The 26,047-nt window shown below is 48.4% G+C and carries 26 protein-coding genes; 9 read left to right on the forward strand and 17 right to left on the reverse strand.

Features of this window, described 5'->3' with window-relative positions:
- Nucleotides 1-283: 283 nt before the first annotated feature.
- From HW560_RS03125 to HW560_RS03145, 5 genes are all read right to left on the reverse strand, one after another.
- Complete coding sequence (locus tag HW560_RS03125) at nucleotides 284-2,812, reverse strand: heavy metal translocating P-type ATPase (RefSeq protein ID WP_256222413.1); 2,529 nt, start codon at nucleotides 2,810-2,812, stop codon at nucleotides 284-286.
- Between the two features lie 160 nt (nucleotides 2,813-2,972).
- Nucleotides 2,973-3,173, reverse strand: coding sequence for a copper ion binding protein (locus HW560_RS03130; RefSeq protein WP_090904108.1), 201 nt, complete (start codon nucleotides 3,171-3,173; stop codon nucleotides 2,973-2,975).
- A 48-nt stretch (nucleotides 3,174-3,221) separates the two neighbouring features.
- Entirely contained in the window at nucleotides 3,222-3,623 is a 402-nt protein-coding gene (locus HW560_RS03135; protein ID WP_090904107.1) for a metal-sensitive transcriptional regulator, read from the reverse strand.
- Nucleotides 3,624-3,789: 166 nt separating this feature from the next.
- A complete protein-coding gene (locus HW560_RS03140; RefSeq protein ID WP_090904106.1) occupies nucleotides 3,790-4,272 on the reverse strand; it encodes a GNAT family N-acetyltransferase in 483 nt (160 codons plus the stop codon).
- Nucleotides 4,273-4,484: 212 nt separating this feature from the next.
- Nucleotides 4,485-4,667, reverse strand: a complete 183-nt coding sequence (locus tag HW560_RS03145) for a hypothetical protein (RefSeq protein WP_063566250.1) — start codon at nucleotides 4,665-4,667, stop codon at nucleotides 4,485-4,487.
- A 180-nt stretch (nucleotides 4,668-4,847) separates the two neighbouring features.
- Between HW560_RS03145 and HW560_RS03150 the strand changes: the two genes are divergently transcribed.
- Nucleotides 4,848-5,033 carry a hypothetical protein gene (locus HW560_RS03150; protein WP_090904105.1) on the forward strand — a complete coding sequence of 62 codons (186 nt, stop codon included), beginning with the start codon at nucleotides 4,848-4,850 and terminating at the stop codon, nucleotides 5,031-5,033.
- A 65-nt stretch (nucleotides 5,034-5,098) separates the two neighbouring features.
- Here HW560_RS03150 and HW560_RS03155 read toward each other — a convergent pair whose 3' ends face one another.
- Together HW560_RS03155 and HW560_RS03160 are read right to left on the reverse strand one after the other, a co-directional pair.
- Nucleotides 5,099-5,710: a hypothetical protein gene (locus tag HW560_RS03155; protein ID WP_179262003.1), complete on the reverse strand. Its 612-nt coding sequence runs from the start codon at nucleotides 5,708-5,710 to the stop codon at nucleotides 5,099-5,101.
- A gap of 154 nt (nucleotides 5,711-5,864) precedes the next feature.
- Nucleotides 5,865-6,755 (reverse strand): DMT family transporter, encoded by an 891-nt coding sequence (locus tag HW560_RS03160; RefSeq protein ID WP_109999283.1) that lies wholly within the window; start codon nucleotides 6,753-6,755, stop codon nucleotides 5,865-5,867.
- A 210-nt stretch (nucleotides 6,756-6,965) separates the two neighbouring features.
- On the opposite strand from HW560_RS03160, the gene HW560_RS03165 reads away from it, so the two are divergent.
- Nucleotides 6,966-7,853 carry a LysR family transcriptional regulator gene (locus tag HW560_RS03165; protein WP_090904102.1) on the forward strand — a complete coding sequence of 296 codons (888 nt, stop codon included), beginning with the start codon at nucleotides 6,966-6,968 and terminating at the stop codon, nucleotides 7,851-7,853.
- A gap of 187 nt (nucleotides 7,854-8,040) precedes the next feature.
- Here HW560_RS03165 and HW560_RS03170 read toward each other — a convergent pair whose 3' ends face one another.
- From HW560_RS03170 to HW560_RS03195, 6 genes are all read right to left on the reverse strand, one after another.
- Entirely contained in the window at nucleotides 8,041-8,799 is a 759-nt protein-coding gene (locus tag HW560_RS03170; RefSeq protein ID WP_179262005.1) for a nucleoside phosphorylase, read from the reverse strand.
- Between the two features lies 1 nt (nucleotide 8,800).
- Nucleotides 8,801-9,472 carry a sulfite oxidase-like oxidoreductase gene (locus tag HW560_RS03175; protein WP_179262007.1) on the reverse strand — a complete coding sequence of 224 codons (672 nt, stop codon included), beginning with the start codon at nucleotides 9,470-9,472 and terminating at the stop codon, nucleotides 8,801-8,803.
- Nucleotides 9,473-9,518: 46 nt separating this feature from the next.
- A complete protein-coding gene (locus HW560_RS03180) occupies nucleotides 9,519-10,442 on the reverse strand; it encodes an ABC transporter permease (protein WP_076290669.1) in 924 nt (307 codons plus the stop codon).
- Complete coding sequence (locus tag HW560_RS03185) at nucleotides 10,426-11,493, reverse strand: ABC transporter permease (protein ID WP_179262009.1); 1,068 nt, start codon at nucleotides 11,491-11,493, stop codon at nucleotides 10,426-10,428. The genes HW560_RS03180 and HW560_RS03185 overlap by 17 nt, the downstream gene beginning before the upstream one ends.
- Entirely contained in the window at nucleotides 11,490-12,989 is a 1,500-nt protein-coding gene (locus HW560_RS03190) for an ABC transporter ATP-binding protein (RefSeq protein ID WP_179262011.1), read from the reverse strand. The genes HW560_RS03185 and HW560_RS03190 overlap by 4 nt, the downstream gene beginning before the upstream one ends.
- A 104-nt stretch (nucleotides 12,990-13,093) precedes the next feature.
- Entirely contained in the window at nucleotides 13,094-14,125 is a 1,032-nt protein-coding gene (locus HW560_RS03195) for a BMP family lipoprotein (RefSeq protein WP_090810147.1), read from the reverse strand.
- 277 nt (nucleotides 14,126-14,402) lie between these two features.
- On the opposite strand from HW560_RS03195, the gene HW560_RS03200 reads away from it, so the two are divergent.
- The 3 genes from HW560_RS03200 (at nucleotide 14,403) to HW560_RS03210 (ending at nucleotide 18,803) form a co-directional block, all read left to right on the forward strand.
- A complete protein-coding gene (locus HW560_RS03200; RefSeq protein WP_179262013.1) occupies nucleotides 14,403-15,845 on the forward strand; it encodes a hypothetical protein in 1,443 nt (480 codons plus the stop codon).
- A 238-nt stretch (nucleotides 15,846-16,083) separates the two neighbouring features.
- Nucleotides 16,084-16,716: a DUF5317 domain-containing protein gene (locus tag HW560_RS03205; RefSeq protein ID WP_177185871.1), complete on the forward strand. Its 633-nt coding sequence runs from the start codon at nucleotides 16,084-16,086 to the stop codon at nucleotides 16,714-16,716.
- Nucleotides 16,717-16,970: 254 nt separating this feature from the next.
- A complete protein-coding gene (locus HW560_RS03210) occupies nucleotides 16,971-18,803 on the forward strand; it encodes a bifunctional diguanylate cyclase/phosphohydrolase (RefSeq protein WP_179262015.1) in 1,833 nt (610 codons plus the stop codon).
- A 127-nt stretch (nucleotides 18,804-18,930) separates the two neighbouring features.
- On the opposite strand, the gene HW560_RS03215 is transcribed toward HW560_RS03210, so the two are convergent.
- The gene (locus HW560_RS03215) at nucleotides 18,931-19,098 is read right to left on the reverse strand and encodes a hypothetical protein (RefSeq protein WP_162842449.1); all 168 of its coding nucleotides are present in this window, start codon (nucleotides 19,096-19,098) and stop codon (nucleotides 18,931-18,933) included.
- A 302-nt stretch (nucleotides 19,099-19,400) separates the two neighbouring features.
- Between HW560_RS03215 and HW560_RS03220 the strand changes: the two genes are divergently transcribed.
- The 4 genes from HW560_RS03220 (at nucleotide 19,401) to HW560_RS03235 (ending at nucleotide 23,848) form a co-directional block, all read left to right on the forward strand.
- Entirely contained in the window at nucleotides 19,401-20,231 is an 831-nt protein-coding gene (locus HW560_RS03220; RefSeq protein WP_090904096.1) for a sensor histidine kinase, read from the forward strand.
- A gap of 1 nt (nucleotide 20,232) precedes the next feature.
- On the forward strand, nucleotides 20,233-20,889 hold the full coding sequence (locus tag HW560_RS03225) for a response regulator (protein WP_179262017.1): 657 nt from the start codon (nucleotides 20,233-20,235) through the stop codon (nucleotides 20,887-20,889).
- Nucleotides 20,890-21,048: 159 nt separating this feature from the next.
- Nucleotides 21,049-22,764, forward strand: a complete 1,716-nt coding sequence (locus HW560_RS03230) for a copper resistance CopC/CopD family protein (RefSeq protein ID WP_179262019.1) — start codon at nucleotides 21,049-21,051, stop codon at nucleotides 22,762-22,764.
- A 313-nt stretch (nucleotides 22,765-23,077) separates the two neighbouring features.
- Nucleotides 23,078-23,848 carry a YcnI family copper-binding membrane protein gene (locus HW560_RS03235; RefSeq protein WP_306459227.1) on the forward strand — a complete coding sequence of 257 codons (771 nt, stop codon included), beginning with the start codon at nucleotides 23,078-23,080 and terminating at the stop codon, nucleotides 23,846-23,848.
- Between the two features lie 203 nt (nucleotides 23,849-24,051).
- Here HW560_RS03235 and HW560_RS03240 read toward each other — a convergent pair whose 3' ends face one another.
- From HW560_RS03240 to HW560_RS03250, 3 genes are all read right to left on the reverse strand, one after another.
- Nucleotides 24,052-24,324: a hypothetical protein gene (locus HW560_RS03240; RefSeq protein ID WP_053780102.1), complete on the reverse strand. Its 273-nt coding sequence runs from the start codon at nucleotides 24,322-24,324 to the stop codon at nucleotides 24,052-24,054.
- A 53-nt stretch (nucleotides 24,325-24,377) separates the two neighbouring features.
- Nucleotides 24,378-25,628 carry a Tle-like phospholipase domain-containing protein gene (locus tag HW560_RS03245; RefSeq protein WP_179265728.1) on the reverse strand — a complete coding sequence of 417 codons (1,251 nt, stop codon included), beginning with the start codon at nucleotides 25,626-25,628 and terminating at the stop codon, nucleotides 24,378-24,380.
- A gap of 82 nt (nucleotides 25,629-25,710) precedes the next feature.
- Entirely contained in the window at nucleotides 25,711-25,992 is a 282-nt protein-coding gene (locus HW560_RS03250; RefSeq protein WP_063566264.1) for a hypothetical protein, read from the reverse strand.
- Between the last annotated feature and the right edge of the window lie 55 nt (nucleotides 25,993-26,047).

Raw genomic sequence — 26,047 nt, forward strand, 5'->3', positions numbered from 1 at the left:
TTTAAATCAAACGATCGTTTTAAATTTTAAGTCTATATGTCTATATTGTCAAACTATTTCTGAAAGGTTCAGAAAGATAAAGATGTGTTTCGCAAACAATGAATTCCATTTCATAAGAGGACATCACTTCACATCCTCACCTCTTTTAACAAGGAAAGGACAGCTCCTTTAACATATCTCAAACATCGTTCCCCAACAAAAAAAGGCACGGATCGCCGTAGCGGACCGCACCTTGCTTACTTTTGAGCATAATGATAAGTTGAATCACGTCTCTCAATGGACGTCAGTCATTGCTTTTCAGTTTCATTCGTTGCAGACGCAGCGAATTCAGTACAACCGACACGGAGCTGAACGCCATCGCCGCACCTGCCAACCAAGGAGCGAGGAAGCCCACTGCTGCAATTGGAATACCAATCACGTTATAACCAAGTGCCCAGAACAGGTTCTGCTTGATATTGCCCATCGTGCGCCGGCTCATCTCGATCGCATCTGCAATACTGTTCAGGTCCCCGCGCATTAGCGTAATATCCGCTGCTTCCATCGCTACATCGGTTCCGGTTCCAATCGCCATACCAATATCGGCTGTAGCAAGGGCCGGAGCATCGTTGATTCCATCTCCAACCATCGCTACCTTGAGGCCACTTTCCTGAAGTTTTTTCACTTCTGCCGCTTTACCCTCTGGCAGTACCTCAGCCAGAACTTTATTAATTCCGGCTTGCTCCGCTACAGCGCGTGCTGTCCGCTCATTGTCTCCCGTAATCATGATGACATCGATTCCCATAGCATGAAGCCGCTGAATGGCTTCCCGTGAAGTATCCTTGATAGTGTCAGCCACGGCAACAACCCCAGCCCATTGACCGTCTACCGCGACCAGCATCGCTGTACGCCCTTGTTCTTCAAGGTTGTTCATCTGCTGCATGGTTTCCTCGGAGACATTCACCTTCGCATCCGTAAGCAGTCTACGTGTCCCGACCAGGACCTCTTGTCCCTGAACCCGAGCTCGCACACCATATCCCGGTATGTTCTCGAATTGCTCGGATTGGGTTAACTCCAGACCTTTAGCTCGGATTCCTTCTACAATCGCCTCAGCCAAAGGATGCTCCGAACTCTGCTCAGCTGCCCCCACTCGCTGCAACAGCTCTGCTTCCGACCACTCTGGAGCGGTCACCACATCTGTAAGCACGGGCTTGCCTTGGGTAACTGTACCTGTTTTGTCCAATACAACGGTCTGGATCTGCTGTGCCGATTCCAGATGTTCGCCGCCTTTGAACAATACACCGTATTCCGCCGCACGTCCCGATCCAGCCATAATAGACGTTGGCGTTGCAAGGCCCAGCGCGCAAGGACAGGCAATGACCAGAACAGCAATCGCCTTCTCCAGCGAACCGGCAAAGTCACCGGGACTTGCGAACAAATACCAGATCAGGAACGTCACTGCCGCGATGCCTACAACAATCGGAACAAAGATGCCTGAAATCACATCGGCAATCCGCTGAATAGGGGCTTTGGAACCCTGCGCTTGCTCAACTACTTTAATAATCTGAGATAATGCCGTGTCCGAGCCAACGCGGGTGGCACGCAGTCGTAATACTCCATTTTTGTTCAGCGTAGCGCCTGTAACGGTGTCCCCCGGTTTTTTATCCACGGGCAGGCTCTCTCCGCTTAACATGGATTCGTCAACAGAAGACTGCCCCTCCTCCACGATGCCATCCACAGGAATGCTGTCTCCGGGTTTGACCAGAACGAGATCACCTACCACAACATATGCCGACGGTACAATAACCTCCTGTCCATCACGAATCACTCTGGCTTCACGTGGAGCCAGTTCGATGAGGCTCTTGATCGCCTGAGAAGAGCGCCCTTTGGCTACGGCTTCGAACCATTTTCCCAATAGGATCAACGTAATCAGGATTGCACTCGTCTCATAATATAGTTCCACAGTTGGCATGGCTGCTGCAGCCATGCCCGCCCCGCCATGATCCATCATGGTCGAAGCTGCATTGCCGCTGATCAGGGTCAGATACAGACTGTAGAAGAACGCTGCACTTGTACCCAAAGCAACCAGTACATCCATATTGGCACTGCCATTGCGCAGCGCTTTATAGGCTCCTACATAGAATTGCCATCCGATCACAAACTGTACTGGCGCTGCCAACACCAGTTGGAACCATGGGTTCATGAACAGGTCCGGTACCCAGATCCACGAAGTGAATGAGAAGTGACCCACCATGGCCCAAAGCAGCGGCAAAGATAACAGGGCGGAGATCATCCATTTCCACTTTTTGCGCTGTAATTCACGCTCTCGCACTGATTGGGTATCTTCCTGTGTCTGCTGCAATTCCGCGCCATAACCAAGCTGCTTGATCTTCGCCGTAATATCGGATGCTTTCAACGCTCCCGCTGCGAACTCCACATGTCCCGTCTCAAGCGCCAGATTCACGTTAGCTCGGGATACACCCGGTAACCGGGAAAGACCCTTTTCGATTCGAGCAGAACAAGCAGCACAGGTCATGCCTGTAATGTCCAGATCCACGGATTCCGTTACTGTACCGTAGCCAAGCGCCTCCACCTTATCCCGCAAAGCATTGATGTTCGTTGTCTTCGGATCATAGGATACCGTTGCTTGTTCAATGGCGAGGTTCACATTCGCCTGATTGACCCCTTCCATTCGGGACAATCCCTTCTCAATCCGGGTAGAGCAGGCAGCACAGGTCATGCCTGTAATTTGCAGAGTTGTCTGTAATCCAGCTGCTTCTGGCGATGGTGCGGATTCTGATGCTGTTGCGTTTGCCGTTGTTGATGACTTATCCATGTTGTTAGCTCCTTTCTCTATGAAATATTCTATTCATTCAATACCCCCAAGGGGTATATAAAAGACGAAAAATCAGGCTTAAACAATGAACTTATTTATCGGAAAAGAGCTGTTGAATTCCTTTCCATGCAAAGGCAAGTTCAGTTTAAGCCTGCGATGATTAGACTACGTCATACCCTTGATCTTCAATGGCTGCCTTGATCTGATCCACATTGACTTTTTGCTCGTCATATTCAACTGCGACAGTTCCTGCTGCCAGATCAACCTGACCACTCGCTCCCGCATTCTTCACGGCTTCTTCAACCGATTTCACACAGTGATTGCAAGACATTCCTGTAACGTTCAACGTAATATTAGACATGGATAGTTCCTCCTTAGATATATAAATGATGAGTTCATTCAAAAATAATTACTTCATTAACTTCCTTACCGTTACCAATAATTCATCCACAACTTCATGCTCTCCGGCCTGAATACGCTCAACGATACAGCTCTTCATATGACCTTCCAGCAACAGCTTGCCTACTGAATTAAGAGCAGACTGAGCCGCCGCGATCTGCGTCAGCACATCATCACAATAGGTGTCCTTTTCGATCAAGCCCTTGATCCCGCGGATCTGTCCTTCAACACGGTTCAATCGCGAAATCAGGTTGCCCTTCATCTCTTGGGAGTGATGGCTCTTGCGCACATGCTTTCCATCACTGCCTGCCGTATGACATGAATCAGCTTGCTGATCATCGGACTGTGACACTTCGTTCACCTCTGTTACGGATGACTCCAAAGGTTCCTTGGGATGGCTCTGATGTTCCATCGCGAACACCCCTTTTCTTTCGTTCTGTTATAAGAGTAACATACCCCATGGGGGTATGCAAGACCATTTCTTTATTTTTATTTTGCTGCAAATCAAATGGATGTATTCCATGCTTCCTACGTCTACACTAACTTCCAGACATCTGAATCGTCTTCGAACAGGTGCATTATAGTATGTATTCCATTCTGCTGCTGCGTACAGACAGACCCAACTGCTCATAGAAAGCCTGTGCACCGGTATTAAATGTAGACACGGTCAGTTCAACACTGTCAACCTGAATTTCTTTACCAAGTTCAATTAACACCTGCATTAACAGTTTACCTGTCCCATGTCCACGATGTTTGCTGCCAACGATGATTTCATTGATGTATAACATCCTTCGATCGTTTAACAAAGTCACATTCTGAATAACATTTAACTGTGCGCTCGCATATCCAACAATCTCACCCTGTTCCAGCAATTCCGCAACATAGAGATGACGATGATCCGTTTCTAGTAGTTGTTCATATTCCTTATGACTCATTCTCGGCTGCAGCTCTCTGTATACGTCTGGCCTGGCCTCTACATGCAGGCGATGAAGCTCGTCCATTAATGCAGATACTCCCTTATAATCTCCGATGACAGCCCGTCTAATGTTAATCTCACTCATCTTCACATTCTCCCCTCACAAAACGTTTCCATGATTATACAACAAAAAAAACATCTGTCGATGTGCTTCATGAACCCCGACTGCGTGTTGCGGACAATTACCTTAAATATCAGAACGATGACCCTCATCCAGAGCTAATCCTTTTCTTATTTTATAAAAAAAGCAGATACCTTAACGGTACCCGCTTCTTCTCAACCTATATCTGGTACCTCTTATTCTTTGGATGATTTACCTTCATCAAATGCTACAGGTGAAGGTTTCGCAGACCACTCGTCTGCTTGCGGCTCAATATCCACACCGCTCAAAATTTTCTTTTTCTCCATCAAGGAATCCCCGTCTTCATCCAGTTTGTTGCGAATTGCCGCCTCATCCTGAGGTTGATTGTTCTGTGTCATGCTGGAGTCCTCCTTTTCGATATCATGGTGATGTTCCTATATATAACTTACCCATTTATTGCATTGTCATTCTGACGAGGAATTATATCCTCTGATTTATGTATTCCACTTTGATGAAAAATGAAATTTAGCATGTAATGCTACAATATTAATATCATTTTTAGAGGAGTTTTATATTTCATGGCTACAGATAAAAGAGTCTTTACACTTAGGCTGCGAGAAAAGAATTTCGAGAAAATTAAAGTGATTGCTGACAAAAACAAACGATCCATCGCGATGCAAATTGAGTATCTGATTGAACAGCATATTGAAGCCTATGAGAAGGAGAAAGGCATTATTTCCCGTGATAAACATAATGACGTATAGATCGTGCGCCCTTAGTACATGCGCAACATCCATACGTCATTTTTCATGATAAATCCTGATTCCTGTTAATCGAAGTCCACCTGTTTATCCAAAAAGACTTCCTCCACTTTGTATTCCAACTCTGGTATTGAAGGAATTAAGGAGAATCGCACGTTTTCCAGAGAAGAAGGAAGGGCAGGAATTACTCGGAAAGTGAGTTGTGTCTCGCCACCGCCTCCACGACTGTCGTGTCTCATGGTTGTATGTATCTGTGCACCGATTATCTCCAGAGCTAAATGTGGTACCATTTGTATACGCTCAGCATTATTCCCCTTATATTGAATCTCCACATAGACGAGACTTTCTCCTTCATATTGCATCGAATGCGTGATCATATACTCACACGAATCTTTGATTGTTTTCTTCATGATCGGCACCACACTCTTCAATTGGAGGGGTTCACGTGGAAAGTAGTGCCTTTGCGGCATCGGCTGCACGCTACGGAGTACATAACGGATATCTTCCTCCTTCATATCCAGTAAGTTCACCCATTTATCGATGACATCTTTAGGGGGCTGGTATTGGGTAGTTCCGGTTATGTTCTTTCTGGCTGTAACCATCTTCAAGAGTTGCTCATCAATCTGCTGTACCTCATCGCTGTATTCATTCGGGATTTCACGTAATTCACTCCAGCCCATATTCAATCACCCTCCTAATTTAATGACATACCACGCACATACAATTCGCTGTTGCACCTGCATCCCCTCTTCTTTTCTCGGTTTAACCAAAAAAAAAACGGCGAACCTTCCCTTTCAGCTACAACAGCCAATTTGAGAAAGTTCACCGCATACTTTATATTTTCGCTACCTTACTGCCTTTCACTTTAACATTCACAAGCAGAATGCTTGCAATAATCATGACCAGACCTGCGATCAAATTGACCGTCACCGACTCTCCGAGGAACAGCACACTGCATAGAAGGGCAATCAACGGAATCAGGAACGTAAACGATCCTACTTTGCTGGCTTCACCGGAGCTGACCAGTTTGAAGAACGCGAGCCAGCCCAACGCAATGACAAACACCGAAATAAACAGCGTATCCAGTATAAAAGGAAGCACCCACTGCACATCAGCCCAGCTCTCTGTGACCGTTCCTGTCAACGTCAGAACAACTCCGCCGATCAGAATCGGAATGGCTGTCATCCAGATTCCATCGACCTTCATTGAATTTCTCTTCATATATACGGTCCCGATCGCCCAGCTAATTGCGCTGAACAGCCCAAGCATAACCCCTTCAGGGGATACTTTGCCTGTCATGCCGCCAATACTGATTGTAGCCACTCCTGCAAAACCGAGCACCAATCCGGCAATCTTCAGTCCATACATGGACTCACCCAGCCACAGCCATGCTCCGATTCCGAGCAGCACAGGCTGCAGGAACACGATGGATGAAAATAAGCCTGCCGGCACTTCCGTCAGCCCCACGGTCTGAAAACCGTAGAAAAAGATGATGTTAAGCACCGCAGATATGGCATAAATATGCCAGGTTTGCTTCAGCCGCAGCGTTTTGTAGCGTGGAAAAGCATACAACCCCAGCACCAGACCCCCAATTAACAGGCGCATGCCTGCGAATATAAGCGGCGGTGTAAAATTTAATGCGTATTTGGTCAGGGGCCAGTTTACTCCCCACATGAGTACCAGAAAAGCCAGGACCCAGCCTGCTTTTGCACGTGATAAAGCCATATGTTTATTCTCCTATCCGGCACACATCTACAGGCGCAGTTTAATCAATCGTGTACATTATCCTGCGCTCTTTCTATGCCTGCAAACCATTTGGAATCCGATCCAGACCCGTTTTACATCCGTTCTTTGATCGTTCCGTGTCTTCATGATACAATAATGATCGAAATAATTGAAATGCATGTTAATCATAAGGAGCATACCATATTTGTTATGAACAACTCACAGTTGCAGTTATTTGTGAAAATTGCAGAGACGGGAAGTTTCACCCGTGCAGGCCAGGAACTGAATATGACACAGCCCGCAGTCAGTCGGGCCATCTCTTCGCTGGAGAATGAACTGGATGTCACTCTAATCATACGAGATCGCAGGAACGGCATCGTGCTTACGGATGTGGGACAGCGAATTTTGGTCATTTTCCGCCGGATTTTACAGCAATTTGATAAGGTACAGCAGGTCGTTGCCGCCGAAAAAGGGTTGGAGATTGGTACGATTCGTATTGGCTCTTTCCCCATGTCATCTGCCCATCTGCTTCCGAAAATTATCCGCTCGATTCGGGATCGCTATCCTCAGATTCAGTTTGAACTGCACGAGGGGAACATCCTTGAAATTCAGGAGTGGCTAAGCTCACGCGCCATTGATGTGGCTCTCATTATTGCAACCGACAAAGAGCCAGCAGAAGTGGCTTATGAGACGCTTCCACTCTATAGCGAAGAGATGCTCGCGGTGTTTCGGGACGATGAACCTTTTGCTGATCAGGAGATACTTCCCGTACAAATGCTGGACAAACACCCCATGATTATTTGCAAAGGCGGCTACGAGGTACCGATTGTTGATCTGTTCAATCGAGCAGATGCAGAATTACATTTCGGATTTGTGGTGTATAACGTAAACACTTGCCTCAGCATGATTGAACAGGGACTCGGAACCGCCATGCTGCCTGCAATCTCACTATCCTGGCTGCCACCGGGTGTTAAAGCACTCCCCACAGAGCCGAAAGCCTACCGCAATATCGAGATTGCCGTTCCTTCACTTGTTGATGCTTCTCCCGCCTCCCGGTTATTTATTGAGACGGCGCAGCAGTTGTTTGGACAACGCTAACGAATCGATTGCACCTTCCAATCTAGCGCCAGTCACTTTCTATTTCAAATTCAAAAGGGCGCCCCCTAGGTCATGTTCATGACCTTATGGGACGCCCTTTTATATTGTCCACCTCAGATGGACATCATTTGCGTATTTTGCAATTTTACCAGTAGTAGTACTACAAAATACCCTGATGATCTCAGCTTTACGCCTGATCCTGGCGAGCGAGTGCAGCCAGTGCACGCAGAGCGGCTTCGATCTCACGCTCTACTGCATCAGCTACCGCATTGGTATGCGGATCATACTCTGCCGCCAAGTCGCTATCTGCGAATCCATCGATAGCCACAATAGCTCCGGCACGAGCACCGCGCAGTGTGCTTACGATGTAGAGCGCAGCAATTTCCATCTCAGCGGCAAGAGCACCCGCCTGCTTGTACTTGCGGTGAGGAATCTCTTCAACCCCGGTGAAGAAAGCATCCAGCGTAACGGTAATGCCTACGCCAACTTTACCCGCACCTGAAGCTTTCACTCCACTTGCATGCTCACGAGTTGCCTCGATTAACGCTTGCGTAACGCCAAGGTCCGCGACCGCAGGGAAACCATCCGGTACGAGCTGACGCGTAAGCCCGTCCGTACGTACAGCAGCTGTACTGACGATTACACTTCCCGCAGGATAATCCGCGCTATACGAGCCCGCTGTACCTACACGAATCAGGGTCGTTACCCCTGCCCGGATCAGTTCTTCGAAGCAGACGGCTGCTCCGGGTGATCCTACGCCATGGCTGACCACGGCCATTTGTACACCTTCGTACAATCCTACAAACGTGCGATACTCCCGGCTGAACGCCAGTTCTCTTGCCTGCTCCAGCTTACGGGAGATCTTTTCTGCACGTGCCGGATCACCACAGACAATGGCATATGCAGGCATATCCTCGGAATGAATTTGCAAAATAGGCATCAACATCTTAATCAAACTCCTTCTTCGTCCATTCGTCTTCCGGAATCGGAATATCTTCACCCGAGAAGCGCTGCTCCTTGAACGGATCGGCAAAATGATGGAAACCATTGACTTCCCAGAAGCCATTGCGATCTTCTTTCATGAATTCCAGACCGCGTATCCACTTCGCACTCTTCCAGAAGTAGAGTTGTGGAACAACCAAACGCAGCGGATAACCGTGCTTCGGTGTGAGCGGCTCACCGTTATATTTAAAAGCAAGCAATACGTCGTCATGCATCAGTTCTTCGAGCGGAACATTGGTCTCATAATCATGGTCTGCGTGGATCATGACGTATTTTGCCTCCGGTTTGACGCCAAGAAGCTTGATAAAATCCGAGAAACGGATGCCTTCCCACGGCGTGTCGAACTTGGACCAGCGGGTAACACAGTGAATATCGCTCACTGTGTTCACTTGAGGCATCGCCTGAAGCTCGGCGAAGGAGAATACCTTATCCTCTTCAACCTCGCCGAATACTTTCAAATCCCAAGTGGAAAGGTCGTATTCCGGCACTTCACCTTCGTGCAGAATCGGGAATTTCTCGGTCAGTACCTGCCCCGGCGGCAGCCGGTCTCCGTGCTCGGCACCCGCTTTGGGTGCAGGGCTTTTCGTTTTTTTCAGACGTTCAGCCTTATTATGCAAGTGTGATTCCTCCTTCTTTATATGCTTCCAGCATAACACTCAGGAATTAACGCGAGCTTCCGCCCGCTTTCAGTGCGTCTTGTGCATAGGTACGGTCCTTGAAGAAGAACATCGCCACCAGTGTCACAATATACGGCAGCATCATGGTAAAGTGGGTTGGCAGCGCAAAGCCCTGCAATCGGATACTAAGAGCTTCCATGAACCCGAACAGCACACTGGACCCCATAACGCCAAGCGGATTCGCTTGACCCAGCATCGTTGCTACCAATGCGATGAAGCCGCGACCTGCGGTCATGCCCTCGGTAAACATCGTAACCTGACCGAGCGATAACTGTGCGCCCGCCAAGGCGCACAATACGCCGCACATCAGAACTGCACCATATTGAATGCCGCGCACCTTGATGCCGATACTTTGTGCCGCTACCGGATTCTCACCCACGGAACGAAGACGGAAACCAGAGACACTTTTGAACAGATAAAACTGCAAGGCAATTACGATAATAATCCCGAGATATACGAGCGGGCTATGCCCTGAGATCACATCGCCTACCCACGGAATGTCCTTAATAAGAGGAATGTCCCATTTGGGGAGTCCCACCATATCCTTGTCGTAGTAAGCACCTTTTACATCAAAAATCGCCCGCAGCGCAAAAGTCGTCAGTCCTGTCGCCAGAAAGTTAAGCGAGATCCCGACCACAATGGCGTTGGCCTTCAGATTAATACTGATGAAGGCAAATAGCGCAGAGAACAACATGACGATCACAATCGAGAATAGTACGGCCAGCAGTACATTGCCGAACAGATAGTTACCGACAATAGCGGAGAAAGCACCGATCAGTACGAGTCCTTCCAGACCCACGTTGAACAGACCGACACGAGAGCATAAAGCCCCACCGAGCGCTGCGAGCAGGATCGGCGTCATAATCCGCAAGGTAGAGCCAAACATGGCTGCATCAAACAGTTGTTGCATTGGACTTTTTCTCCTTTCTCCGCTTCAGGAATGAATATCCGATCTGAGCCGATACAAATAACGTCAATACCGCTTGGATGACACTGCCCACTTCCAGCGGCACATCCGTATTTCGTTCCATCCCCATGGCACCTGTCTGCAACGCTGCAAGCAGGATTGCCGCCACAGCTGTTCCTAGCGGATGCGAGCGGGCAAGCAATGTCGCCATAATACCGCTCCATGCATAACTTGCAGATGACAACGACCCATCAAGGAAACGGTACTGTGTACCCAGCACTTCCCCTGCACCCGCAAGACCTGCAAGTCCACCACTGATGATCATGGACAGCATCATCATGCGGATACGGCGCACGCCGCCATACGTTGCAAACGAAGGGTTGCTTCCCAACATGCGGATCTCATAACCGGTTACCGTCTTGTGTGTGAACCAGTAGATGAGAATTGCCGCCACGACGGCAATAATGAATCCGGCATGCAGTCCCATGCCCTGGAACAGCTTCGGCAGCCAGACACTCTGATCAATCATGGGCGTCTGAGCCATTGCCGCCGATCCCGTGCGGTCTTTAAACGGGTAGGATACCATGTATCCTCCAAAATATATTGCAATGTAGTTGAGCAGCAGCGTTGTAATCAACAGATTCATGCCAAAGCGGGCATCCAGCCAGCCTGCAAACAGCGACCAGACTCCACCGGCAATAATCCCCGCCACAATGGCTGCAATACAGACAAACCAGCCTGGGCCCGGCAGGTAGAGCGCCGTCAGCGCTGCACTAAGTCCACCCAGAACCATCTGCCCCTCAGCACCCATGTTGAAAAATCCGGCGCGGAACGCCAGGGCTACGCCCAGCCCTGCAAGAATAATGGGCGTCGAACGTGCCAGTGTGTTAGTGAAGAAGTAGAAGTTGCCGAAGGCCCCTTTCCACATCTCCGCATACGTATCCACCACAGACCCGCCAACGACCAGAATGGCTACAGCACCTGCCAGCAAACCGATGAATACGGCAAGCAGCGGCTGTACGAGTCCACGAAGTGTTTCTTTTACCCGATTCATATCCGCTCTTTCCCTCCTGCCATCAACAAGCTGATCTGTTCTTCTGTTGCTTCATCTGCCTTCAGTTCCCCGGCAATTCCGCCTTCATACATAACAATGATCCGATCCGATAATTGCAAAATCTCAGACAATTCAGAGGAAACGAGCAGAATACCCGCACCCTCATTCCGTTTGCGCAGCAATTCAGCGTGGATGGTCTCCATCGCTCCGATGTCTACACCCCGTGTAGGTTCAGCCGCAATCAGAAACGGCGTATCCTGGGCAAACTCACGCGCAGCAATCAGCTTCTGCAGGTTACCGCCCGAAAGGAACTGTGCCTTTGTTTCCGCAGAACCCGTTTTGATGCTGAACTGCTTGATCCAGTTCTCCACCATGGTCCGTGCTGCCTTCGCTTTAATGATACCGCGTGATTGGAGCCGGTGATGATGGCCCATCAGTCCATTTTCACGGACGCTCGCATCCTTCGCCGCTCCCCACATATAACGGTCTTCCGGGATATGGGCAAGTCCATGCTCCCGAATGCGCCGCACTGGCCAATTGGTTGTATCCTGCCCTGACAGCAGGACGCGTCCGCTATCTGCCTTGCGTAGACCCGCAATGATCTGGATCAGTTCAGACTGGCCATTGCCGGAAATACCCGCGATTCCAACGATCTCGCCTTTCCGCACTTGCAGATGGATATCCTTGAGTGCAGAACGATCCTCTGCCCCTGACAGATTGACCGCTTCCACCTGAAGCACCGCTTCTCCCGGAACGGATGGCTGCTTGTCCATGCGAACCAGCTCACGACCTACCATCAAGCGGGACAATTCCTCTACATTCGTGTCTTTTGCTTCCAATGTACCTGTCACCTGACCATCCCGAAGAACCGTGATCCGGTCTGCCACATCCATAACTTCCTGCAGCTTGTGCGTGATCAATACGAAGGTTTTGCCCAGCTTGGCAAGGGACTTCATATTCGCGAGCAGTTCTTTCACTTCCAGCGGTGTCAGTACCGCTGAAGGTTCATCCAATATAATGATATCTGCGCCCTGATGCAGCACCTTGAGAATTTCAACACGCTGCTGCATGCCCAGAGGGCATTCAAATACTTTTTTCCACGGATCCACCGGCATGCCATACGTTCTGCCCAACTCATTCACCTGGGCCGCTGCCTGTTTGCGGTCAAATACACCTGCCGCAGACGGTTCACGCCCGATCACGATGTTCTCGGCAACCGTAAAGGAAGGAAACAGCATGAAATGCTGGTGCACCATGCCGATACCGCTTGCCATGGCCTGAGACGGGGTAGCGAAGCTGACCTCGCGTCCACGAACTTTGATTGTGCCTGATGTCGGCTGCTCCATTCCGTACAACATACGCATCAGGGTTGTTTTACCAGCGCCGTTCTCACCCACGAGGGCATGAATCTCTCCTTCTCGCAAATTAAAACGGATGTCCCGGTTAGCGGTGAAGCCGCCGTATTTCTTCGTAATCTGCTCCATCTCCAACAGCATATCTCGCGTTCTCTCCTCTCGGTCTTAAATAGCAGCAAAACCGGCTGCCTGATCGGGCAGCCGGCTGATCAACTCCATCACTTCATCCTATGGGACAAAGAATACTATTGTTGCAAAGGATCTTTCACAACGATTTTGCCGGATACGATATCATCCTTGATCGCTTTAACCTTGTCGATAACCTCTTGTCCAACAAAAGCATTCAATGGAGATTCGCTGTCACGTGTTACATACGTCAAGCCAACGCCATCTTCTTTCAAGCCGTAGTTCACAGCACCTGCTTTGAAGTTTCCTTCTACAAAATCCTTCACTGTCTGATAAGCAACCGTGTCGGTTGACTTCAATTGAGACAATACAATATGCTCCGGATCTTCAACGGTACGGTCTGTATCCTGACCGGAAGTATAGAAGCCTTTTTCCTTCGCAGCTTCGAACACGCCCAGATCGCCTACAGCAGATGCTCCAGCGATGAAGTCAGCCCCTTTGCCGAATTGCACCAGCGCAAGCTCTTTTGCTTTGGCCGGGTCATTAAATCCACCAACGTAGTTCACGAGGAATTCCGCTTTTGGGTTAACCGATTCCAGACCAGCTTTGAAACCTTCTGTATATTTCTTGATCAATGGAACGTCCATCGCGGCAATCATGCCGACTTTGTCTGTTTTTGTAGACAGTCCGGCAGCTGCACCAAGCAGGTACGCTCCTTCATATTCATGGAAACCAACGCTACGAACGTTAGGCAGATCAACCGTTGTGTCCACAATAGCAAAGGACTTGTCCGGGTTTTCAGCAGCCACTTTTTTCAATGCATCTTCTGCCTGGAACGTTGCTGTAATAATCAGATCATAGTTTTCAGCAACTGCAGCACGCAGGTTTTGCTCAAATGCAGCCGGGTCAGTCGATTCAATCGTCTTGGTATCTACCTTGAATTCCTCGCCTGCTTTTTTGAAACCTTCATCCATCTGTACGAAGAACGGGTTAACCCCGATTTTTTCAGGAAGTACAAGGGCCATGCGCAGTGATTTCTCACTATCGCCACCTTGGGCCGATTGTTCGTCTTTGGAAGCAGAATTTCCACAAGCCGCCAGTAAAATAGCCAACATGATGATCGATAAGACGAACGATAAACCTCTTTTCATTTTGAAAATTCCCCTTTTCACTATTCTTTTTTTATAATCCTAGCGGATACTGTCGATCCTTGTCAATAAATCTTTGAGCGTATACACTAAATGGAATATAATAGTTGATTTGCCTTCCATAAAGCCTCCGAAGCCTCTCTATACCAAGGTTTTTTCCGTTGACATCCAGAGCTGCTCCATGCTAAAGTCAATCCAATTATTATATTCAGATAGGATTTGTCAGAATTATAACCCGATCTTCTTTATTTTCCAACCCTATTTTGAGGAGGCTATTCATATGAAAAAAATCACCCAGATCACATTGGCCGCTCTGCTTGCCGCTCCGGTTACACTCGGCAGCCTCAGCTTGCCTGCTTCGGCATCCGCAGCATCCGCCATTCCAACCGGACAAACTCCCTCGCAAGCAGTTAAAGGACCAGTAGCACAAGCTCCTTCAGTCTATACTGAGAGTGCGGCCGATTACGCCCAATTCCTGCAAGCCAAATACAATATCCAATTGCCGAAGCAGTTAACAAAGGGGGACTTCATCAAGGCGGTTGCTTCCATTTTTGAAGCCGATCAAGCTGCTCCGGCTACAGATGAAGCAAGTGACAGTGAAGTCAAGGCTCCGGCCTTCACTGATCTGAACTCGAGTGATTCTGCGTATAAAGCTGCCGTTTCTTTATATAACAACGGCATCCTATCCGGTACGGAAGTGCGTGCCAATGACAAACTTAGCACTTATGCCGCTGTTTTCATCGCAATCAAAGCAGCCGGATTCAAAGAGCTGGCCTATACATACCCTGAAGACAAAACAGCGAAGGCACTCGCGAAACTTGGCATTAGCTCAGGACGCGTTCAGGGACAAGCTGCGCAAGAACTGGCCGCTGCCATTGATACCGGTCTGATCCCGGAAAGTCTGTACCCCGCTCTCCGTAAGGGCGGCGAAGCAAGTTCCGATTTTGCCAACATTTTGCTTGGACGGGTATTAACCAGTCAGGGAAAATATAAAAATGAAATTGGCCGCTCCGGCGACGCTGACATTTACTCCAAATTGTACGCTGCCTATCGCACCGCTGATTTAATAGAAGCACCGGAACTGCGGACCATTGTGGATCAAGCACTGCGGAATGATCTCGTCACTGGTTACAATCTTAAGGATAGTCGCTTTGATTCCAACTTCATCGATGAACTGACTTTAACTTACGGACATGATGATATTAAACACGCGGTGCAGTTAATTGGACTGTTGCGCAGCGAAGGCATTGATGCTGACGTACAGTTCCAGCCGAAGACATCTGCCTTCATTTATTTGAAGGAATGGGGAGAGCCCAAGGAAACACCGGATTACAAAGTAACCCAGATCGAGAATGGCAACTACATCGCTTACGCCAAAGAGTATGACATTCAGTTCGAGTTCAATAACACAGCGGACAAAGCCCGCTTCAACGACATTATATTGAAGTACGCCAAAAAGAATAGCGATGACACCTCCGCCTTGATTCATGCTTCCTGGTGGCAGCCGCTGTATTATTCGCCAACTGCTCTGGCGGAATATCCGGTCATTGCCAACAATAAAATTTCACTTGGCAACTATTACGCACAATCCTTCTCCCTTAAAGAGAATTCCAAGGTGATTCAGGAAGGATTCCGTAAGCTCGCCCCTGATGCGGACATATCCAGTTACACCTTCTGGGTTGACCATCCGTTCTTCAATTATCTGAACGGAGAATCAGAATAAACTGAACAAATATCAAGTGCATTAAAGCTCGCATTTTGACACAATATAAAGCCGACTTTACCGAACTTTACAATGGATTCGACCCATTTGTTCGTAAAGGCGGTTTTTTGCTTATTTTTTTGCAAATTTCTTCTAAAAAAATATTTTTCATTGCAGGATTTACCAGTAAAAGGTCGAATAACATAGGTACATAAACACGCAATCACATTTACACATATCTGTAAGACAGGAGTTAATCATGGTATACGACGGCATTCTGCTCGGCTTGATCGTTGGACTGTTCCGGGGAGGATTTCGGTATGGTCTCCACCAGTTTGCAGCACTCAAGCTGCGAGGCGGATGGATTTTCCCGCTGTTGCTGCTGGCCCAGTTCTTCATCTTTTTCTTGCAGGAAAGGCTTGATTGGGTTGCATCCATCAATGGATACCTGTTTGCTGCCGTTTATGTCACAGGTCTGGCATTTTTGTGGCTTAATCGACATTACAAGGGTTTTACGCTGATCTGGATCGGTGTCTTTCTCAATTTCATCGTCATGGCGGTGAACGGTGGGCGTATGCCTGTTTCCGTGGACGCCTCGGCTGTTCTTGGGCCCTATTATGTGGACATGCTGCGCGAAGGCGGAGCCGTATCAAAGCATTATATGATGGATGCTTCCACACATCTTTCGTTTCTAGGTGATATCATCCCGCTGTCCAGCCCTTATCCGCGGACCCAGGTAATCAGCATCGGCGATGTGGTCATGAACATTGGCATATTCCTGTTTATCCAGTACATGATGGTGAATCGAACCAGAGATGCTCTGCAGCCAGTTAATTCAATCAGGCCTGAAGAGATTCGGACAGACTCCAAGGAAGGGAGGTCTTTTCCATGAAAAAATTCGAAGGCATTAAATATTCCCGTCTCGTCATCAACGCAATCATCGTAGCTTCTGTCGTTGTTGCATTGACTTCGGGATACAAGTTGGGCGGCTAGTACATATACTTCGCCAACCAAGACAAACAGGCTGCCAGCGGCCTGTTTTTTCTTTCTGGATTTTTGGGAGGTAACTTGTTATGTTATACATCAATATAGTACAAGCCGATATATTCACATCAAGAGCAGACTAAACCAAGCAGGAGAATTTTTATGAACTTTATTCGTAACCTTATCCATAAAGCAGATCGAAGCAGCATGTATGTCGTGTTGCTTAGCTGCACGGGCATCGGTATTTTTCTGTATATGAACAAGTGGTCTTATCTCCATCTATCCGCTGAAGAATGGGTAATGGTATACACGATGCTCGGTGCGGCGCTGATTTTGGATTACTTCACGTTTCAAATTCCGCCCAAAGGCAATCAGCAATCCATGGACTCTTCCGTGTACCTCGCCTCTATCTTCATGTTTGGTGGTGCATTCAGTCTGTCTGTACTGCTGCCCGTTTCCCTCATTCTGTTAATCAAGGACCGCAAACTCACCTGGTGGAAACATATCGTCAATTTCAGCATTTACAGCCTTATGATTGCTGGAGCTGCTTATGTATTTACTTGGACTGGAGGAATTCCAGGAGCACTGGATGGATATAACCTGCTGCCCTATTTTGCGGCACTTGCAGCCTACTTCATCATTAATACAATCACGCTCGGCCTGTTCTTTCATTTCTCAACAAAGGATGCTTTACAGCAGATGAAGCGTGTGTTCGTTACCGAATCACTGCTCGTCTATTTATGTACATTGATTTTGGCACTTGTGCTGACCATTCTCGTTGTGCATAACGGCGTTCTCGGCCTGCTGCTCTATCTCAGTCTTAGCATTCTACTATCGCATGCGTTCAAACAGCTGTTTGTGATGTATCAGAGTATTGAGGAAAAGGCGAATACGGATCAACGCACAGGTTTGTTTAACCACAGCCATTTTGAAAGTATGCTGGAAAGCGAGCTTGCTAACGCCCGTTCCCAGGGAACCCCGCTTTCACTGGGACTCATCGATATTGATGATTTCAAAAAATACAACGACCGCTTCGGTCATCTCCAGGGTGACAGCCTGCTGGCTCTTCTGGGAGATTTCCTCAATCGGAAGACGGAAGGTACTCCGGTCACCGCCTTTCGTTACGGCGGAGAAGAGTTCACCTTACTCATGCCAGGCATGGACCTGGACGAGGCTTATGCGTTCATGAACAAGCTGCGCAAGCAGCTGAACGATACACCTTTTGAAGGAGTTGAAGTGTTTCCGCACGGCTGTCTCTCGTTCTCCGCGGGTGTTGCACGTTATGAGGTCGATATGTACAACAAGTCACAACTTGTAGATCAGGCGGATAAAGCGCTGTATTATGCCAAAAAGCAGGGCAAAAACAATGTGCATCGCCACGGCAGTAACGACGGCATGGAGCAAGAGATTGATCTGGTGCAGGATGTGCGAGACATTGAGCAGCAGCTCAACTTGTTCAGATATAAGGATATGGATACATTCAAACATTCCAAACGCGTATATAAGTATGCTCTCGATATAAGTGAGCTGCTGGAACTCGATAATGTGGAGAAGCGCAATTTTGTACTGGGCGCATTGATTCATGACATCGGAAAGCTTGAAATTCCGTGGTCCATCCTGAATAAGAAAGAAAAGCTCACCGCTGAAGAATGGGAAACGATCAAGGGCCATGTCACCTGGGGCAAAAAAATGGCCATGACCAACGAGCGTTTTGCCGATCTCATTCCCTATATTGAATTGCATCATGAACGGTATGACGGGGCAGGCTACCCTTATGGTCTGAAAGGCTGTGAGATTCCCAGGCTGTGCCGGATGCTCACGGTCATTGATTCCTTTGATGCAATGACGACGGAGCGGCCGTATCAGGAAACGAAAAATGTGGATGAAGCGATCAAGGAACTGAAGATGTGCTCCGGTTCTCAGTTCGATCCCGAGCTAGCCGAACTGTTCATCCGATATATTCAGACACGAACGGTGCAGCAACAACTTGTGTAACACCTCAGAAATCCCCCTTAAAAAGCCAAAAGCGCTACCCCCGGCCGAATCGGGGATAGCGCCATTTTCATGTTCATCATAGAGTAAATCATGCACCAGATTATTTCATTCTTGTGCAGATTCTGCGTTATCGAGTGGTATTCATCTCATGTGAAGTCTGATGCAGCTCTTTAATCATCTGCTGCAAAAACATGTTATCCTGACGACTGATTCCGTGCTGATTGTCTTGAAGAAGCATTTGATGAATGTTCTTCTTAAGCAACTCGCTGCGACGTTCCAATACCTCTTGATTCATGTTGTTGCGTTCACTCCTTAACATCTTTTGTAATAAATTTGCGTTCTATATAAGTATAGAGGACCTCCTCCAATAGGGAAAATGGATGCAGCCCCGCTCATCTGTACTCATCAAGGCTCACCCTGCGTGACATAATTTCACCCCGTATTGTTCTTAGATATCCTTCTAAATGCTCCCTTATCCACCCGAGGTTCCTCCGAAGAAAGCCAGACTAGGGTCTGAAGCAAGCATGCGTTATAATGGTGCCAACCCTTGAAACGGATACATATAAGTGGACCTTATATCAAAGGAGCTCTGTATTCATGTCATACAAACAGATTAAATGGATGATTCTGCTGGTCCCCACATTTACGGTTGGTCTCTGGGAATACATCCGTCACCAATTTTTGATGCCGTACCTCTCCATGGATGTGGGTAACTGGCTTACCCCTCTAATCCTTTACCTCATAAGCGTCACCTTGCTAAGTCGCTTATTCAACATGCTGGAGAGTGCCAGGGCCGCTCTGGAGCAGGAGCGTGCTTCCAAAGTGGCACTCGAAGCTCGGGACCAACTGGCCCGCGAGCTTCACGACGGCATCTCGCAGTCTCTTTTTCTCTTGTCGGTAAAAACAGACAAAGCCGAGCGCAGTTTGGCTGGAAGTGGTCACGAGAATGAAATTCAGGAAATACGCAAAACCGTACACGAGGTCAACGCTTACGTACGGCAGGCCATCGCCCAGCTCCGCTACGTCCCTGGACAAGCGGCAGTACCGGAGGGAACTTCCCTGCTGTCACAGGTGGAATTGCTCATAGAGGAGACGGTTCCTTCGGCGCATCTGGCATGGGATCTGGACAGCACCTTTTTCTCCCCCAAGGAGCAGGTAGAACTGCTCGCCTGCATTCGGGAAGCACTGCTTAATGTACGCAAACATGCCCGGGCTACAGATATTCGGGTGATTGCAGAAGGGACTCCTTTTGCCTGGTCGATCTTCATTCAGGATAACGGTATTGGTGTGAGCGGTGATCCACTGCACCTGAAGGATCGGTACGGCCTGCGAATTACGAAGGAACGTGCAGCTCAGATGGGCTGGTCTTTCGCCCTTGATTCAAGGCCTGGTTACACACGAATAACCATTGGAAAGGGGCATGCTTAATATGGAACTTGTACGGGTATTGGTCGTCGATGATCACGCACATGCGCGTGAGGCGATCTGCAGTATTTTATCCGAGGACAGCCTGTTTGAGGTTATTGGTACCGCTTCGACTGGACTGGAGGCGCTGGAGCTTACCGGGCAATGGATGCCCGATCTTATTCTGATGGACGTGCAGATGCCGGATATGGATGGGCTGGAAGCCACCCGCCAGATCAAACTGCGCTTTCCGTATGTCATTATCGTCATGGTTACTATATCGGATGATGTCACGTACCTGTTCGAAGCGCTGAAGCAGGGGGCCCAGGGATATTTGCTCAAAAATCTGGCTCCCTCCACCTGGCTTGAATACCTTCGCGCCATCGTCAGTGATGATGCACCCCTGAGCAAGGAGCTTGCCTATCGAATCCTCCAGGAGTTCCCTGCGCCTCGCACGGAGGATGTACCCGATAATCCGCTGACTACGCGGGAGCTTGAGATCCTGCAATGGGTATCTGCGGGATATACCAACCGTGAGATTGCCGACCAACTTGGCATTTCGGACCAAACGGTTAAAAATCATCTGAAGAATATTTTACAGAAACTGCATCTCGAAAATCGTGTGCAATTAACCCGCTATGCATTGGAAAGCGGACTCGCAGGCCGTAAGCTGCGTAAATAGCAGGGCATTCATGTTTTTGTCACAATTCCATGGATCATTTCGTTTTTTTATAGCCCAATGTAGTCATACGGTGTTATTTTGGACAAAGTTATAATGGTATAGATTGTGCTCAGATAACAAAGAATGACTTACAATTCTAGACCTAAGGGTGATGATTTTTTGATTTTGAGTAGATTCACCATGAAATTGGGCAAACGGCACTGGGCACTGATAGTCGCTCTGATGTTGTTGTGTTGCCTTGTTATGCCACAATGGGCATCTGCCCATGCTTATATTGTGCAGGCCTCACCAGGTGAAGATGAACTGGTTGCGACTGCGCCTGAACAACTGACTCTGGAGTTCAATGAGTCTTTGCAAACGGCCTTTTATGATATTAAAATCACCGCACCTGACGGAACACAGGCAGATGACGGCAATGTGCACGTCGATGAGGCTCGTCCTCATATTCTGGAGACCGGACTGCGGACCGGACTTGGAAACGGAACCTACGCCGTGAATTGGAAGGCCGTGTCTGCGGATGGTCACCCCATTCAGGGAGCCTATGTGTTTCATATCGGGGAACCATCTGGCGCTCCTGCTGGTCTCGCAGATTTAACTTCTGGTTCAGGCCAGGTTGGCGGACCGTTAAAATGGATTTTGTCGCTGACCGACTGGATCCAATATCTGGGGTTGTCTGTGATTCTAGGCACACTTGCTTTCCTGCTGTTCCGGATTGCGCCTGCTTCCATGGCGAGAGAACCACTGGAAGTGCCAAGGAGCTACAGGCTGTTATGGATCAATTATGGTGCCGCTTCTGTTGCCGCTCTGATCAGCCTGCCCCTGAACACATTGTATGAATCTGGCGTTTCCATCGGGGAGTTCAGCTGGGCACTGATGGGCAGTGCACTCAAATTGACGTCATTTGGCCAGATCTGGATGGTACAGATGCTCATTGTGATGCTGCTGGCGGTTACTATCCTCTCCGGATATGACCGGGATCGCTCGCTGCGTATCCGGATCTGGTCATCATACGGATCACTGGTCCTCGTTCTTGGCTGGTTGTTCACCCATGCCATGACAGGACATCCGGCTGCGGCGGAGCAACGTGCGCTCGCCATCGCAATGGACTTCGTTCATCTGATCGGAGCCGCTTTCTGGATCGGCGCTCTAACCGCCATGGCTGCGTGTCTGCCTCCGCTCGCGGATAAACTGCCTTCCACGGTGCGAGGAGAGGTCTACTGGACGGCGATCCGACGATTCACAGCATGGGGCATTGGTGCTGTTGCTGCTCTCGTCGCTACGGGGATATACAGCAGCCTGATCATTTTGCCTGCACCTCTCCTTACGTCTTTGTTCACAACGGCGTATGGTCTCGTGCTTATCGCTAAAGTTGTCTTGCTTGTGGTGATGCTTCTATTGGCCTGGCGTCATGCCAGAATGGCACGTACAAGCAGCGGTAACCGACTCGCCGGCAGCCTGAAGGCGGAACTGATTGCTGGTGCCGTCGTGCTTGCGCTGGCCGCCGTACTGACACACCTGTCTCCTGGACAACCGGCAGCCGCAGGACCTTATAAAGAAGCGCAGACCATGGACGACGGAACCACAATTACACTTCAGGTAAGCCCAAATCGTACCGGAGAGAATCAGTTTAAGGTCGATGTGAAGAAACCGGACGGCACTACAGTTAACGATCTGGAACAGATCACACTGTCACTGACCCACCTGGATATGGATATGGGCATTTACGAGATCACGATTCCGAAAAATGATACTGGCGTATATGAGGCAGAAGAATACATCTCCATGCCAGGACGCTGGAATATCAAGGTGCATCTGCTAACCCGATCTCTGGATTCACTGGATACCGAATTTGAGATCGACACCGCTAATCCATAGGTTAAAACCGATTCAGATTTGAAAGGCGACTCAGCCTAAAATCAGTGTCTCAACAAGCTGCAATTGTAGTGAAGGGGACGAAATCGATTCTGGAGAAGTGTAATGTCCACCTAAAAGCTTTCTGCAAGAAAGCTGCTTCGGAAGCATACGCTATTCCCGGATTTTCACTTATAAAGTGAATCAAAAAATCTGGGAATAACAGCGATTGAAAGAACGATTCGTAACCGGAACGTTGACTTTGCAGCACATCAGGCACTAATTTTAGAAAATGGGCCGAAACATAAATGATAAGATTTGAGAGGGGTAATTTATTTTGAAGAAAACATCATGGACTTCCAAACTGACATCCAGCCTCGCTGCTGGAGCTGCTGCGCTGATGCTGTTCGCCGGATTCGCCAGCGCTCACGTTACCGTTAACCCAACTGTGGCACAGACAGGCGCATGGCAGACGTATAGCATCAAGATTCCATCCGAAAAAGAGCTGCCTACCACCAAAGTCACGCTGAAAGTACCGCAAGGCGTTGCATTCAAGCAATACCAACCACTGGCAGGCTGGAAAATCACTACCGAAAAAAATGATTCCAATGAAGTAACATCTATCACTTGGGAAGTGGACGGAGATAACGAAGGCATTCTGGCTGGTCAATTCCAGCAGTTCAACTTCGTAGCACAGAATCCGGATGCGGAAACGGAAGTCGCCTGGGATGCGTTCCAGTATTATAGCGATGGCAGCATCGTGGAATGGACAGGCGGACCAAGTGACAGCAACCCGCACAGTATCACGGCAATCAGCCAAGATCCTGCTGCTGCAGGTAATGCCGCTGCAGGCGGAGGTCATGACAGCGCAGGTACAGCCGACAATGCGGGTCATGATGATGAAGCTGCAACGGGTGGCGATACGAAGGCAAACGACGATACCACATTGGGTGACGCGTTGAACGACACCGTTACTGGTGAGCCAAACAACACGGATTCAGATCCAGGCACATTGAAGCTGCAACAGGCTACCCTGATCGTATCCATTCTGGCGTTGATCCTATCCTTCCTGGGTATCGCTCTGGCAACACGCCGCAAAAAACGTTAAAAGCTAACATGCAAAACATGCAGTCTTGTATGTAAACAAAAAAGAAAGGAGCCTTTGGCGAACGGGATTTATCCCGATGTGCCAAGGCTCCTTTTTGTTAGCTGTACGCTTACGCTAACTTCGAATTCAAACTTCGGTTTCAAAACTCAAACTCATGTTTAAGTTCACCGGTTCAAGAGCAGCGTTCCCATACAACTTTTCCTCTATCGTCCCTGATCCGTCTGGATCATGATTTCAATATATTGCAGCAAGCTCTTCTTCTGTTGTTCAATCGACTGTATTCGTCCAGACAGACCCGCGAAGAACGCTTCAATCTGCTGCCTTGTATAATCGGCCGATTGTCCCTTCCAGTCGTCGAGACGATTGTATAGGCTCCTCGCCTCCTGCTCATCTGCCTGGAGACGGGCAAGCAGCTGGGTCAATTCTTTTTCCGCAATCCGAAGATCATTCAGCTCTACCAGCAATTGTCCGCTCACTCGTATTCCCTCCCTTATGTAATTGCCAATCGCCAGGCCCTTCACGCAAAATTCTATTTAAAACTGACCTGACTCTCATCCGCTTGACGGAAGGCTTCCGCCTTCTCTTCGATAAAGTTCAAGAACTGACTCGTATGTTTCATATGCCATGTGCTCAATTCGTTAATAGACGCATCCAGATGAGTGACGATAGGTTCAAGTCTGCGACTGCGGCTGGAATGCAGGTATTGAGCCATCCGGCTCCGTACCGTATTCAATTCTGCATTGCACTGTTGTGCATTTTGCTTCCAACGGGCAGCGACACTTTTGAGTTCCTCGGGCGTTACCTGAATCAGGCCAGACGCTCCTGCTGCCGAGGCCATACCTCTTGTAAAACCGCCTGCCTGCCCACCCAGGTTCCGCATAAATGCTGCGAGATCAGACAGGACATTGAACGGCTGACGTGGTGAATAATGGATTTGCTCGCCTGTAACCGGATCATATAGATCGTTGGAAATATAGCCGTTCTCAAACTTGTACTGTTTCAAACTGTGATACTCTTTACCACCAAAGGTGTTGCTGATTTTATCCCACATGCCCATGTCATCATTCATATCCTCATAGTTGGAATTGATGTAATACATGGAACCTACGTGACGATCGTATCCACCAAAAAAGCCGCTCGTTACAAAGTCTCCCGGATGCCCATAATTGATAATTTGGCTATCAAACCCACCCTCTTCGGCCTTTCGTTTTGCCTCTGGCGTGAGACTGGAGATTACGGATGGCGCGCTGAACGTCACCGCGGAGAGTCCCGTGTATGCAGCCGCATACTGGGCATTCCCCCCTCCAAGCGAATGCCCTGTCAGCGAGAAATCCAGATCCTTGTATTTTTTCTGCATATCATTGGCGTAGTCTTCCGCCTCATACATCTGGTTCGGTCCCAGACTGAACGTTTTATCCAGCTTTTTATCCAGTTCTCCCACAGCATTCTCGACTGTAGTGATCCCCGTAACATCTCTTACCTTCTGAATGCCATTTGCCAACCAATCCGGTGTAAAATCCGTACTTTGTTCGATCTTTCTGCCAAGCTCAGGCAAACCGATTTGAGCATCCGCGTAATAATCAGGAACGCTGCGATCCAGCGAAGCACTTCCCTCCGTGCCCCGATATGCGATTACCGCCTGTTTGGTCTCGGGATTGTAGAAGGTCACCGCATCAAAGCCGGATTTTTTGTTTCCATGCGTGTCCTCAAGAACTTGCCATCCAGGAAGATTCTCAAACTCCATACCTGCTTTCAGATTCTCATATGCTAATTCAGACATCTTGTTGTATGTTTCGTCATCAATTTTAGGTGAGTTACTCACAGCCGTCGCACCTCCAAGAAAATCAATCCTGAATTATGATTTATTTGTTAAACGGATCATATCCCTTAGCTATAATGGCTTCCTTAATTGCTGGACTCATGCCAAAGTTTTTAATTTTTTTATCCTCATAGTCATACGAGATCGTAAATTCTTGCTCTTCATGTTCAACCACATGTCCTTCCATAGCAATAGAATCAAGCGCCATCTCAGGTAACAACTCTTTGTTCGTGATCACCACATCCAGTTCATATTTATTTTTCAAATATTTTACGGCTTCCGCTTCCGCTTCTTTAAAATAAGCCTGTTTTTCACTTTCCTTCATGTTCTGACACCCTCCCAAAATGAAAGTGGATAGTATGGTCAAAAAAAATACACAC

The sequence above is a fragment of the Paenibacillus sp. E222 genome, assembly GCF_013401555.1.
GTDB lineage: Bacteria > Bacillota > Bacilli > Paenibacillales > Paenibacillaceae > Paenibacillus.